This is a genomic window from Spirosoma agri (assembly GCF_010747415.1).
GTDB lineage: Bacteria > Bacteroidota > Bacteroidia > Cytophagales > Spirosomataceae > Spirosoma > Spirosoma agri.
The window spans coordinates 280010-293640 of sequence record NZ_JAAGNZ010000002.1 but is presented as its reverse complement, the minus strand read 5'-3'; the positions used below and the strand labels follow the sequence as shown (position 1 = coordinate 293640).

Here is a 13631-nt window from a genome sequence, read left to right as displayed (position 1 = left end):
CTAGCAGCCCAACCAAACGAGGCCGGGCCGCCGATGCGGTGTAAAGGTTTGAATTCTTTGTTGTTCAGTTGTTTTGCGTCATCATCTATTAGCCCTCGGGGGCGAAGTACAGTAAAAGAGCCGCCCTCGTAAGGGCGGCTCTTTTACTGTACTTAAGACGGTGTCAGTCTTTAGAAATTCACGCTAACACGGCCAAATACGTAGCGACCGTTGTAACCGCCCTGGTTTGGTGAGAACAGGAATCGACCCCGGTTCGAGTTGTCGCGTCCTGACGCATAATCGGTGCTACCTAGCGCATTGCGTGGGTCGATATAAAGTTGATCAGGATACACATCGAACACGTTGTTGGCTCCAACGGTAACGCCGATGGCTTTCGTTAAGCGATAGGTCACCGTCAAATCCGTGATCCAAACAGGCTTGAACGTCTGATCGATGAAGGCATGACCCGTTTCGTCACGAGAAAACTGCGTATTCCAGTACGTTCCATCGGCTCGCTTAGCATCGGGATCAGTGGCCGTTTTGAATTTCACCTCGCCAAAGCGTACGGTACGGGCAGCAATGTCAAACTTACCGATCGTGTAAGTTGCGCTCAGGTTCCACTTGCTGCGGGGCAGGTAATCTTCAATGATCGAAATCTGGTTGCGGTCAAACAACGAGGTGCGATACCAGGTGCTTGGATTCGCACCGACCGGATTGTTTTTCGGATCATCGATCAACGGTGTGCTGTTGATCGCCGTCACCGTATTTTTGTTGAAGTTCAACGCAGCCGTCAGGACCAACTGACCTTTGCCAACGCTAAGCCGTTCAGCCGCTACAATGTCAAGGCCACGAGTCCGGGTGTTAATCGCATTGGCGAAAAAACGAACCAGGTTCACGCCCAGGTAATCGTTCGTCCCAAAGCCCAGCTGCGCACGGGTAAACGATCCCGAATACACAATCCGGTTCGTAATGTCGATCTGGTAAGCATCGACAGTTAAGGTGAACGCACGGCCAGCGCGGGCAGTCACACCCAGAGCCAGGTTAACCGACGTTTCGGGCTTTAGCGCATCAACGCCGATCACGTTTCTGACAATGGGGCTATCGTTATTGAGTGTCAGCGTGTTCGACGGCAACCCATTGACAAACTGGGTACTGGTGTTCTGGAAATACCGCTGATGAAGCGACGGTGCCCGGAAACCGGTGCTGGCCGATCCTCGCACGGCAAGGGCGGGCGTCACCTGAAAACGGGCGGTCAGTTTACCGTTAATAGTTGAGCCAAAATCGCTGTAGTGTTCAAAACGGCCAGCCGCACCGACTAACAGTTTTCCCCGTTCACCTTCCAGATCAAGGTAAAGGGCCTGGCTGTTGCGCGACTTGTTCACCTCATCGCTTGGCTGAAGTCCGGGGAATACCTGCGCGCCCGGAGCCGCTACTACCGTTCCCGATAGTGGCGGAGCTATGGGCAAAATACGGTTCGGATCGCCGGAGTACGAACCTGATTCACCCGCGTGGGTCTGGAAATTTTCGAACCGGAGTTCACCCCCGTAGGCTACGTTCAGCGTGGTATTGCTGGCCGATACAAACCGGCGGCTAAGGTCTGCATTGACCGTATTTTGCAAAAACTGAAGCTTACCCGCATCGAATGTCGTCTGTGGGTTATTGTTCGCGGGCAGCGACGCGTTACCGGAGTTCGTAACCGTAAAGCCGAACGTGTTCTGTCCGATTACGTTACTGATCTCGGCATTCCACTGGCCCAGCATCGTTTTGTAACCCAGAATCAACGACTGGTCATTGATACTCGACTGAATACCGGGCAGGAAACCATCCGGATAATAGAGCGTACCATCGGCTTTCAGCGGTTGCTGATTACGCGAGTTCGGGATTCGGTTGTTGCCATAGCCTGTACCGGTACGGTGTGTAATACCGCCTGAGAAGTAAAACTCCGACTTCGTACCGACCGGAATGCCACCGTTAACAAATATGCCCAGGTTCTTGGCATTTGAGTTACCGACAATCATGTTCTGGCGATTGTAACCCCGTTGCTGAATGATGGCCTGATCCTGCGCAATCAGATCCTTGCGGAACGCCGTAGCATCCTGCCCTGCTGGCGTCGTTGGGAAACCACCGGCAGAACCCAGGTAGATGGTGGGTGCATTGTCATTGGCACTGCGGTTGGTCCGGTCGTGCGAATTATACTGGCCACTAACGGTCAGACGGCCCTCTTTACCCAACCGGAACCCTTTCGAGAAATCGAATTGAAGTAAGCTACCATCATTAATTTTCTGGTTTCTTGCGTCCGAACCACCGTTGATGTTGGGAATAACGTACTTCATATTCGTCATGTTCTGACCACCCGTCAGCGATGCCGAAAAGCCGTTGTAGTTCTTTTTCAGTACGACGTTGATCACACCCGCAATCGCATCTGTACCGTATTGGGCAGCGGCCCCATCACGCAACACTTCGATGCGCTCTACAGCAGCTACCGGGATCACGTTCATGTCCGTACCGACCGAACCCCGGCCAACCGAGCCATTGATGTTTACCAACGCCGTTGTGTGACGACGTTTCCCATTCACCAGTACCAGTACCTGATCGGGACCCAGACCGCGTAACGAGGCCGGGTCAATATGATCCGTTCCATCCGTAACCGTCTGGCGATTCGAGTTGAACGAAGGGGCCACAAAGTTCAGAACCTGGCTGATGTCCACCTGCGGAAAGCCTTTCAGCTCTTTCGTCGAAATAACGTCGACAGGCGCGGCCGTTTGCACATTGGTCCGGGCCGTTTGCGAACGCGAGCCAATGACGACAACTTCACTGAGTGCCGAAGCACTTTCTTTCAATTCACCGTTCGCAACGACGTCACCACTCGTTACCGTGACGGGAAGACTCAACGTTTCATAGCCCACAAAGCTAATCTTGAGGGTGTAGCTTCCGGGCTTCAACTTCAGGGAGTAGTCGCCACTGGCATCAGCCGTCGTTCCAACACTGCTATTCATAACAACAACGGTTGCTCCGGGAATGGCGGATTTCGTTGTTACATCCGTCACACGGCCCCGTATACCCTGGGCTAACGCACTAGTCAGTGTAACCAGCCAAATTGTAGCCCATAACAAATAACGACTCATAGTAGAGATATTATACATAGGTTATATTTTTAAAACAACGCGCAAAATAGAATAAAATATCGATACATACAGCGTTACCCGTACTAGTTTCAAAAGACGACAAGTATACTTATTAAAAGGGACTAGTTCCGTTATAATGTCAACTAGAAAAACTTTACTCACTCTGACTGTCAGACCATTAACAAAAAAAAAGACGCTAAAAACCGTTAATTTATCGATGAACTATGTTTGCAAATCCGTTCTCCTACGGACCATGTCAACCGGCTTTGCGATCAGCTTAATCGATAAACCAGCCTATGACGGTACCGATCTCTGTAGTCAAATCACAGCTTATTGATAGGCACAAAAAAATGGTCTGGACTTCCGCACAGACCATCTATTTATACTAGACGAAAACCTACTTGACTGAAACTACTTCCAGTTCGAATTGTAGTGGTGCGTACGGCGTAATTACATACCGGTTGTTAGTAACGACCCCAGTTGTTCCGTACCCAATAGACGAGGGAAAAACAATTGTTGCCTGCTCACCTACGCGTAATTTGGATAAGCCCTCTTCAAATCCTTTGACGTATCTATTTTGCCCCAGAATGGCATCGAACGTACCGGTTCCAGTACTGTCGAAAGCGGAAGCGCTACGAAGCTGTTTACCTTTATATTTTATAGTAACCGTCTGACCGGAGGTGTTAGATAACGCGGCCCCGGTAGGGTTGCTTACTGTCTTGATTATCTTCAGACCAGTCGTTGACGAGTCGGTAACGACCAGTTTCTTGTCCGCAATGTACTGTCTGATCTGCTGCTCCTCCGAACGGGATCTGTTCAGTTGGACATCGAACCGCACTACAGAATAAGCCGGTAAATTAGCATTAAGGGCCGAATTGCCATAAGCCAGATAGGACGGAAGCAGGAGCGTCGACTTTTCGCCTTCGTGCATTAACGCAAGACCTTCTTCCAGACCAGGCAGAATAGACTGGATACCCAACGGATAATAAACAGGCCGGCCATTTACGGTACTGTCGACAACAGCCCCGCCCAGATTATAAGCCTTATAGGTAAATTCGACTTCTTCGTTACGAGTGGCCAGTTTTCCGGTTGGATTGGCCTGGGTAATGACATAATATAGTCCGGTTGCCGTTGTTTTCCCGTTCAGGTTATTTTTGGTCGCATAACTCTGAATATCAGCATCGTTTTGGTCGTAGTAGGTGCTCGATGGGTCAACATCCTGTTTGCCACAGGCGGCTAGCCCACTGATCAGTAGAGCACTCCAAATGGTTAAATGAAACGTACGCATGGAATTAAATTAACAAAGAGAGACACTAGGTAATACGCATAAAGACCCCATATCGTGGCGTAACGTTGGGAGTCGACACACTTTTTTTTAATTCAGGACTAAGCTTGTCCCTGCTTTTAACGCCTGAAAACGCTCCGCCGGTATCCTTTTCGCGGCCAACGCCTTCGCCAGATCATCGACAGGTTCGTTCGCACCATCGTCGGCCAGCGGGAACGTTCCGAAGTGAATAGCTACGCTTTGCTCGGATTGGCTATCCATGTGAATCTGCACAGCCTCCGCCGGTGAACAGTGGATCGGCGACATAAACGCGGGGGGTTTGTAGGCCCCGATCGGTATGAGCGCCAGCCGCAACGGACCAAACTGGTTGCCGATGGCGTTGACATGATTGCCATAGCCACTATCACCCGCAAAATACAATTTTCCGGCTACTTTACTGTCAATCACGTAACCAGCCCAAAGAGTCGCGTTCCGGTCGAAGAAGCCCCGACCCGAGAAATGCTGCGCCGGCACGCAATGGATTGTCGTACTGTCGTTATACACAACTGACTGCAGCCAATCCATTTCCTGAACAGCACCACAACCCTCTTCGTCCAGAAAGGCTTTTACACCCAGCGGGCAATATACCTGCGGATGGTCACGGTCACACAGTTTTCGTACGGTTCCAATATCGAGGTGGTCCCAATGATTGTGGCTCAATAACAAGACGTCGATTTTGGGTAGATCATCGAACCGGATACCGGGCGGATTGTTACGTTTAGGCCCGACAAACTGAAATGGACTGACGCGCTCGTAATACACCGGATCAGTCAGCACGTTAATGCCATCGAACTGAAGCAACACAGTTGAATGGTTGATAAACGTAACCCGAACCGTTCGTCCATTGACCCGGTCGGGTGGTGGGGGCCCCGGCGGATCGTCGTGATAAGCCGGCCAGGGCCCCGGATGGCGATTGAAAATCCAGCCACCCATTTCGAGGAAGCCTTTAGGCTTCACACCGTCAAGATTATAAAATTCGCTCCCGTCGAAATGGTCGCTGACGGGTCCGGTGTACCGGGGAGCCGAAACCTTGTAGCCAACGATTATAGCCACGATAATAAACACCAGAATCAGCAATCCCAGTATAAGCAGTAGTTTGGACCCCATAGACTGTGTAGCAGCAAACCGATTAATCGTCCGATCCGGTTACGGCTGCAAAACTTGGTCAATAATATGAATGACTCCGTTATTGGCAACCAGATCGGGCGTCTTGATGATGGCCGCAGTGGTGTTCTTGTTTCCTTTAACCGCAAGAACGCCATTGCTCGACGTTAAATTCAGCTTATTTCCACTCAGCAGGGTATTGACTGACCCCGTCTGAATCTGATAGGAGAGCGACACACCCGGCACAATATGGTACGACAGGAGCGACGAAAGCGTTTGTGACGAAGCCGTTTCAATGGCGGATATCGTTCGGTAGCCGGCGGCTATAAACGCATCATCATTTGGCGCATACAACGTCAGCGGGTTTGTGGAAGCGGTACTACTAAGCGAAGTCACCAGGGTAGTGTTGGCCGCGCCAATTCGTTTTATGGCCGCAGCCAGAAACGTCAGTTTTGAGTTTGCCTGAACTGTCGCCAGCAGTGAACCACCCGAAGGCGTCAATACCCGATCGATGACGTGGATAATTCCATTCGCTGCTTTGAGATCGGCTTTGGTGATTTTTGCGCTATTGACATAAATGGTCCCATTCCCGGTGTTGTTCAGGTAGGCAACGCCCTGACTGGCCGTTTGAACGGTATTTTGTCCGGATGGAATGGCCGTTGATAACACGGGCGCATAGAGCACATGATACAGCAACAAGTTTTTTACCTGCTCCTTGGTCATTGTCATGATCGTTGCCGCCGATGATAGGCCCGATGCCTGAAAGGCCGCATCGTTCGGGGCAAAAAACGTCAGGTTGGCAGCTTTAAGCGCATCACCAGCGTCGGCATAATTCATAGCCGCCTTGAGCAGACTGAATTGAGGATCTTCTAAAACCTGATCGGTAATGGTTTTCGGGTCAGCAACCGTATTGTCGTTTTTGCTGCAACTCAGCGACACCATCAGCAAGAGCCCCAGCACAGCCAATCGGCTCAGGAGCAACGAAAAAGAGTTAGTCATACAGAATGAACGATGTAATACCAGGTCTGTCAGCCTAGAACGTACGAAAATGGCTTATGTTTCCTGCCAACAAAGATAAGAGAGTTAGCGATAGTTATCAGCGGACCGCTGCCGCCAGTATTCTCCCAACCAGTCTGGACAGTTTTGATCAAAAATCGGTCCCCGCCACAGAGACGCATCGACTCGTCGGCAAACACGGAAATTGGCTTTACGGCTTCATCCAGGACCAAACGAATCAGTACATTACTGCCTAATTATCGACAATTTCCAACTCGGTGTGATCTATAGATCGTACTGGTTAAGAAATTATTGGAATTGAGGTATCTTTGTAGAATTGATTCTTAATTAATGTTAAAACTCCCCTATTGGGATGAAGGAACTCATTGACCCGAGCAATCTGCCCCGACACATAGCCGTTATCATGGACGGAAACGGACGTTGGGCAAAACGGCAGGGCGCTGCCCGGGTGTTTGGCCATCGGAATGCCATCAAGGCTGTGCGCGAAGTAACGGAGGGTTGTGCCGAGTTGGGCGTTAAGTTTTTAACGCTCTACGCATTTTCAACGGAGAACTGGAATCGACCGAAATTTGAAGTCGATGCCCTCATGACGCTGTTGGTTCACACCATTCGGGGCGAAATAAAAACCCTGATGGACAACAACGTGCGGCTGACGACCATCGGCAACACGGAGAGTCTGCCCAAAGACTGCCAGCGCGAACTGGCCGAAGCCATGCGCGAAACAGCCGGCAATACTGGTTTAACGCTGGTGTTGGCGTTAAGTTATAGCGGACGGTGGGAAATTCTGGAAGCGGTTCGGCAGATTGCAACGGATGTGAGTGCCGGACGACTGACAACGAGTGACATTAATGATACGCTTTTCGGGAGCTATCTGACGACCGATGGCATTCCCGATCCGGAGTTGATGATTCGGACCAGTGGCGAAATGCGGATCAGTAACTTCATGCTCTGGCAGCTGGCTTACTCGGAACTCTATATGCCGGACGTCCTCTGGCCCGATTTCCGCAGAAACCACTTGTACGAAGCCATTTTAAACTATCAACAACGCGAACGCCGGTTTGGGAAAACCAGCGAGCAACTAGTTAAATAAAGTTTTCAGTTTTGTTTGTCGGTACTCAGTTACTGCCGCTCTGCTCAACTGACTGCTGCTATCCGACAATTGACAATCACAAACGAAAGACCATAACTTGGAACACCGTATAAAACTCGTACTGGGAGCCCTTTTGTTGCTCATTAGCTTTTATCCGGCCACGCTTCGGGCGCAGGTACGTGTAGGCGCTGGGCGAGCCACTGAAACGCCCCTCAGCAATGATGAACTGCTGAATTATGCCAGTCCCAAAGATTATGAAATTGCCGGGTTAACCGTGACGGGTACCCGCTACCTCGACCCCAACTCGCTGGTGTCGCTGGGGGGACTGAAAGTCGGCGATAAAATTCGCATTCCAGGTGAAGCCGTTGGTTCATCGGTGCGTAAACTAATGGAGTCCGGGCTGCTCGACAACGTAGAGCTGTTCGCCAATCATGCCGGTGAGGGTAAAGTAACCCTCATGTTCCGTGTTCAGGAGCGCCCCCGGTTGTATCGGGTTAGTTTCTTGGGCGTCAAAAAAGGTGAGCAGGACCAACTCAAAGACAAAGTGAAACTGAATCTGGGTAAGATCGTCTCGAACACGATCACCAAAAATACGCAGATGGCGGTTCGCAAATATTTTGTGGACAAAGGTTACCTGAACACGAAAGTTAAAATCACAACCATACCGGATAGTGCCCGTAACAACGCAACGATGCGGGTATTGGTCGATAAAGGCCAGAAAGTAAAAATTGCCAAAATCACATTCGACGGAGACAACGAACTGGAGGAATCGGCCATCCGGATGAAGATGAAGAGTACTAAGGAGAAACGGTTTGGTCGTTTGTTCACTCCATCGAAATTCGTTCCGAAAAAGTACGAGGAAGACAAAGTAAAACTGATTGAGTATTACAACAAACTCGGTTACCGTGATGCGGTTATCGAAAGTGATACCATTATTCACAACAGCGACAATACGATCAACATTAATCTGGCGGTAAACGAAGGGCACAAATATTATTACCGCCATGTTGACTTCTCGGGTAATTACCTCTACCCGGCAGCCCGGCTACGCGATGTACTCGGTGTTCAGAAAGGCGATGTTTACAATCCGGAAGATCTGGAAAAAAAGCTGAGCGGTAATCCCGGACAGGATTTGAGTTCCCTGTACATGGATGACGGCTATCTATATTATAATGCCCAGCCTATCGAAAAAAGCATTGACGGTGATTCGATCGATCTTGAAATCCGGATCTTTGAAGGTAAACAGGCGACCATCAACCGGGTTATTCTGAACGGTAACAGCAAAACCAGCGATCACGTGGTGATGCGTTCCATCCGGACGCTGCCCGGCCAGAAGTTCTCGAAAACGAACCTGATCCGTACCCAGCGTGAATTATCTACCCTGGGCTACTTCGACCCGGAGAAGATCGGCATCAATCCAATACCGCAAAGTGATGGCACGGTAGACATTGAGTACAGCGTCGAAGAAAAACCGTCTGACCAGATCGAGTTATCGGGTGGTTGGGGTGGTTACGTCGGTTTCGTTGGAACACTCGGGTTGACGTTCAATAACTTCTCGGCCCGTAATATTCCGAACTTCAGCGCATGGCGGCCCTTACCAGCCGGTGATGGACAGCGGGTACAGGTGCGTTTCCAGGCCAATGGTAGCCAGTATCAGGTGTATTCGCTCTCGTTCACTGAGCCCTGGCTCGGCGGCCGGAAGCCAAACGCGCTGACGGTTAGTGCCAGCCATACGGTTTACAAGACGTTCTACGATCCCAATAACCCGTATAGTATCTACCAGAGTCTGAAAGGGAAAACGCCAACCGGATCGTATACCAACACAGCCATCACAATTGGCCTGGGTCGTCAATTGAAAGTCCCCGATGACTATTTCTCGCTGAGCAATTCGCTGTCTTACCAACGGTATGACCTGAATAACCTGGATTTATTCTACATCGGTTACAAGGACGGTATTTCGAACAACTTTACGTTCAACACAACCCTCTCGCGGAACAGCATCGATAACCCACAGTTCCCACGGGCTGGTTCGTCGTTTACATTGAGTGGTTCGTTTACACCGCCTTACTCGGCTTTCCGTACCACCACTGTATCGGAGAAGCCAGAGGATAAATACAAGTTCGTTGAATACCACAAATGGATGTTCGATGCAAGCTGGTTCCAGACGGTATTCGGCAAACTGGTTCTGAACACACGGGCTCACATGGGCTTCCTGGGTAGCTATAACAAGCGTACTACGATCGGGCCGTTTGAACGCTTCGTACTGGGTGGTTCAGGTCTGGCCGGACAGGGGCAGTTTGCGCTGGCGCAGGACATTATCGGTCTGCGTGGTTATGATGATCGTAGCGTGTATACTGCCGATTACGACCGGGTGCCAGAAGGCAATGCCCGCAGTCAGGGTGGTGTTGTCTATAACAAATTCGTCGCTGAATTACGCTACCCAGTGTCACTCAATCCGTCGGCTACTATTTTCGTACTGACCTTCCTGGAGGCAGGCAACAACTGGGCAAGCTACAAGCAGTACAACCCATTCGATCTGAAACGGTCGGTTGGTTTTGGTGCCCGTATCTTTATGCCCGCCTTCGGCCTGATCGGTATTGACTATGGATACGGTTTCGACAAAATTCCGGGCATCAAGGACAAAGCATCGGGTCAGTTCCACTTTACCATCGGCCAGCAGTTCAGATAAGATTCGGGTAAACGAAACGTTAACTATAGATACTGATTGCTAGTTGCCAACGCAACTAACCGCTGGTTAAGCACCGAGGGAATGGCCACGTGAACTCGGTATTGACTCAACTGCCTGACATCCGTAATTGACAATCAATTAGTTCGCGTAAAATTTGATCGGCTAATAATGAAAAAGGGCCTTTTTTTCGTACTTTTGTGCGCCGTTTGTCTGGCTTTACCCGCACAGGCACAAAAGTTCGGGTATGTCGATTCAGAATTCATTTTAGGCAAGATGCCGGAATACCAAAAGGCATTGAGCGAAATTGATAAGTTCGCGGATAAGTGGTCGAAGGACATTCAGGATAAGTACGTCGAGATTGAGAAGTTGCAGAAGACGTACCTGGCTGAAGAAATCCTGCTGACCGAAGACATGAAACGCGATCGGCAACGGGTACTGAGCGATAAGGAACGCGAAGCAAGGGAGTATAACAACAAGGTATTTGGCTATCAGGGGTTGCTTTTTGAGAAGAAAAAAGAACTGATGAAATCCCCGATGGAAACGGTCAACCGGGCCATTGAAAAAATATCCTTGCAGAAAAAGCTGGACTTCATGTTCGACAAAGCGTCTGATTTTGTGATGCTGTATACGAATCCGCACCACGATTACACGGACTACGTAATGGAGGAGCTGGGTCTGGATGCAACCAGTAAGCCCAACAAATCAACGGCGGCAACAACAACAGTACCACCGGTAGCAGGTAGTCCTGACAATAAAACAACCACAAAACCGAAGTAGTACAAACTAGTAAACTGAGATGAACAAAAACCTCGTCGTGGCATTCGCAGCAGCCCTATTGGTAGGCGGCCTGAATGCACAGGCACAAGCTCAAACAACAACGGCGGCTCCGACCACAACCGCAGCAAGCGCGCTGAAGTTAGGCTATACCAACATTGACTATGTCCTGGCTCAGACACCTGAAGCAAAAGACATCCAGAACCAATTGACCATCCAACGCACGCAGTCTGAAAACGAACTGAAGCGGATGCAGAAAGAGCTGGAAGATAAATACGGCGCTTACGAAAAAGGAGCTGCGCAGATGACGGACGTTATCCGCAAAGACCGTGAAACCGAATTACAAGGTCTTCAGGGTCGGATTCAGGAGTTCGGTCGGACCGCTGAGCAATCGCTGCAAACGAAATACGGACAACTGGTGAACCCTGTTGTACAGAAAATTCAAAAAGCGATTGATGCCGTGGCGAAAGAGAATGCGTATACCTACGTCTTCAATCTGGATGCTGGTGCCAACACAACGCCAATTCTGTTGGTAGCTCCGGAAGAAAACAATATTACGGAGCTGGTACTGAAAAAGTTAGGTATCGATCCAACCAAAATTGCAGCACCAGCCAACAACGCGAACAAACCCGCTAACGCAGGTAGTGGCGCAACGGCAGCACCAGCCAAGAAGAACTAAGTAACGATTTACTAGTACCCTAATGACAACGTCGCTCCCTGATCTTCGGGGAGCGATTTTTTTATTGGCTCATCGTTCATCATCTACATGGTAACATCTGTTTTGTCCGATTACACGGTAGAACGGTTTCAACTGAAAAACATAATTATTACCAGTTATTATAAAACTTTACAGAAGAAAAGTAGCAAAACGCCTAGATTGAACCAGCCAGACGAAATCTTAGCCTTACTTTTACGTTTTTCAAGACAGACCACCTCTTATTGTTGCTTATGAACCGAACTGTCGGTACTGTAACGTGGGTGCTGATACTCATCTCAGTTGTTAGTAGCTACGCGCAGGATTCAAAACCATTGCAATTACTTCTGCCCACCCAAACAAACTGGAATGTGGTACCGGAAGGCACCCCTGTTCAATTTGATCTAAAAACCAATGCGGGCCCCGGTGATACAGTGATTTATTCCTTTGGGCGGGACAAGCAGGACGGCATGCAGCTCGACTCATTGGGTCATTTCAGCTGGACGCCCGGCTTCAATCTAGCTGATCGTCTTCAAACGGCTAAAATGTACCCGGTAAGTTTTGAAGCTCGGAACCGACGTGGTCAAACGACTTCGCAAACGGTTGAATTCAAGATTCTGCACGTCAACCGCCCCCCCGTTGTAGGTGATTTACAGCCTTTTTACGTCAGTTACCGGGTACAGAACACGTATAAAATCGATCCGGAAGTGGTGCACGACGATGATGGCGATCCCATCGCGTTCATTCCCATTGCCGACCAGATGCCCGAAGCCAGTAAATTATCGTCGCAGGGCGAATTAACCTGGACATTGTCACTGAATCAGTTCAACAAGCTGAAACAGAACCCGCAGTATATCGAATTTTGGGTAGAAGACCAGCCGGCCAAAACCCGCACGAAAGGTCGGCTGAAGGTACAGGTGACGGAGATGGACCTCCCCCCCATCATTCAGGTTATCCCCAAAGAATCGCACTACCGGCTGAAAGAAAACACGACGGTGAATCTCAAATTTTATTTATCTGACCCTAACGGCGAAGATGACGTCAACACCTTCGGCTTTCTGTCCGATAACCAGCAAATTCCCAAAACGGCGCTGATCAAGAATACGGATAATCAATTTGAATTTATTTGGCAGCCAACCTACGATTTTGTCAAAGATCCCTACGACTCATTGAATGTTCAGATCACATTCTACGCCCTCGACAAGGCAAAAAATCGGGAAGAACGCCGAATTACGTTTACCGTTTTCAACACGGTCAACGAACTCGAAAAAGACCGCTACTATTATGCCCTGTACCGCCAGGCGCTCGTACAGGCATGGGGATTGGTCGAACAGTTGGGCGACAAAGAGGAACAGCTTAAACACGATTACAAACGCGCTAAAGGTGGCAAACGAAACCGGTCGGTTGCCAACGCATCGCTGGGAGCCGTTACGGGCGTATCACCGGCAATAACGGCCAATGATCCTAGCTCACAACGACTGATTTCGGCCGTTGGCGGCACTGCCGTTCTGACAATGGGAACGCTCGAAGCAACGGAAGTGATTGGAAAATCGATGAAAGATCTGCTCGATCGCTATAATTACGTGTTAGGCAAGAAGTCGGAATTGCAGAACAAAGGCGATGTGTTTGCCCGCGAGTTCTCGCTCAGATCCTCCCGCAGAAACAATGAGTTTGTCAGAAAGCTGGACGATTTTCGCAATGCCATGAGCTTAAGCGGTCTGGTCGCCCTGGAACTTGACGCCAACTGGCAAAGTAAGAAAGAAGCCACAGACAAAGCGCTAAAACGCACGTTCAAGGACTTTACCGAACTCGAAGAAACCCAGTAGCCTGATTGC

Annotated in this window: 9 protein-coding genes; 5 read left to right on the top strand and 4 right to left on the bottom strand. The window is 49.7% G+C overall.

Annotation, left to right across the window (positions count from 1 at the left end):
• Positions 1-170: 170 nt before the first annotated feature.
• From GK091_RS17990 to GK091_RS17975, 4 genes are all read right to left on the bottom strand, one after another.
• Positions 171-3104, bottom strand: coding sequence for a TonB-dependent receptor (locus tag GK091_RS17990; protein ID WP_164041284.1), 2934 nt, complete (start codon positions 3102-3104; stop codon positions 171-173).
• A 397-nt stretch (positions 3105-3501) separates the two neighbouring features.
• On the bottom strand, positions 3502-4392 hold the full coding sequence (locus tag GK091_RS17985; RefSeq protein ID WP_164041283.1) for an FKBP-type peptidyl-prolyl cis-trans isomerase: 891 nt from the start codon (positions 4390-4392) through the stop codon (positions 3502-3504).
• An 87-nt stretch (positions 4393-4479) separates the two neighbouring features.
• Positions 4480-5535: an MBL fold metallo-hydrolase gene (locus GK091_RS17980; RefSeq protein WP_164041282.1), complete on the bottom strand. Its 1056-nt coding sequence runs from the start codon at positions 5533-5535 to the stop codon at positions 4480-4482.
• Positions 5536-5574: 39 nt separating this feature from the next.
• On the bottom strand, positions 5575-6531 hold the full coding sequence (locus GK091_RS17975; RefSeq protein WP_164041281.1) for a fasciclin domain-containing protein: 957 nt from the start codon (positions 6529-6531) through the stop codon (positions 5575-5577).
• 370 nt (positions 6532-6901) lie between these two features.
• On the opposite strand from GK091_RS17975, the gene GK091_RS17970 reads away from it, so the two are divergent.
• The 5 genes from GK091_RS17970 (at position 6902) to GK091_RS17950 (ending at position 13622) form a co-directional block, all read left to right on the top strand.
• Complete coding sequence (locus tag GK091_RS17970) at positions 6902-7639, top strand: isoprenyl transferase (RefSeq protein WP_164041280.1); 738 nt, start codon at positions 6902-6904, stop codon at positions 7637-7639.
• A gap of 97 nt (positions 7640-7736) precedes the next feature.
• A complete protein-coding gene (gene bamA, locus GK091_RS17965; protein ID WP_164041279.1) occupies positions 7737-10328 on the top strand; it encodes an outer membrane protein assembly factor BamA in 2592 nt (863 codons plus the stop codon).
• 168 nt (positions 10329-10496) lie between these two features.
• Positions 10497-11105 carry an OmpH family outer membrane protein gene (locus GK091_RS17960; protein WP_164041278.1) on the top strand — a complete coding sequence of 203 codons (609 nt, stop codon included), beginning with the start codon at positions 10497-10499 and terminating at the stop codon, positions 11103-11105.
• A gap of 19 nt (positions 11106-11124) precedes the next feature.
• Complete coding sequence (locus tag GK091_RS17955; RefSeq protein WP_164041277.1) at positions 11125-11781, top strand: OmpH family outer membrane protein; 657 nt, start codon at positions 11125-11127, stop codon at positions 11779-11781.
• Between the two features lie 269 nt (positions 11782-12050).
• A complete protein-coding gene (locus GK091_RS17950) occupies positions 12051-13622 on the top strand; it encodes a hypothetical protein (RefSeq protein WP_164041276.1) in 1572 nt (523 codons plus the stop codon).
• Positions 13623-13631: the final 9 nt, after the last annotated feature.

Excerpts from the sequence above, each read along its gene's own strand:
- GK091_RS17990 (WP_164041284.1), bottom strand. The coding sequence starts at position 3,104 with ATGAGTCGTTATTTGTTATGGGCTACAATTTGGCTGGTTACACTGACT.
- GK091_RS17985 (WP_164041283.1), bottom strand. The coding sequence starts at position 4,392 with ATGCGTACGTTTCATTTAACCATTTGGAGTGCTCTACTGATCAGTGGG.
- GK091_RS17980 (WP_164041282.1), bottom strand. The coding sequence starts at position 5,535 with ATGGGGTCCAAACTACTGCTTATACTGGGATTGCTGATTCTGGTGTTT.
- GK091_RS17975 (WP_164041281.1), bottom strand. The coding sequence starts at position 6,531 with ATGACTAACTCTTTTTCGTTGCTCCTGAGCCGATTGGCTGTGCTGGGG.
- GK091_RS17970 (WP_164041280.1), top strand. The coding sequence starts at position 6,902 with ATGAAGGAACTCATTGACCCGAGCAATCTGCCCCGACACATAGCCGTT.
- GK091_RS17960 (WP_164041278.1), top strand. The coding sequence starts at position 10,497 with ATGAAAAAGGGCCTTTTTTTCGTACTTTTGTGCGCCGTTTGTCTGGCT.
- GK091_RS17955 (WP_164041277.1), top strand. The coding sequence starts at position 11,125 with ATGAACAAAAACCTCGTCGTGGCATTCGCAGCAGCCCTATTGGTAGGC.
- GK091_RS17950 (WP_164041276.1), top strand. The coding sequence starts at position 12,051 with ATGAACCGAACTGTCGGTACTGTAACGTGGGTGCTGATACTCATCTCA.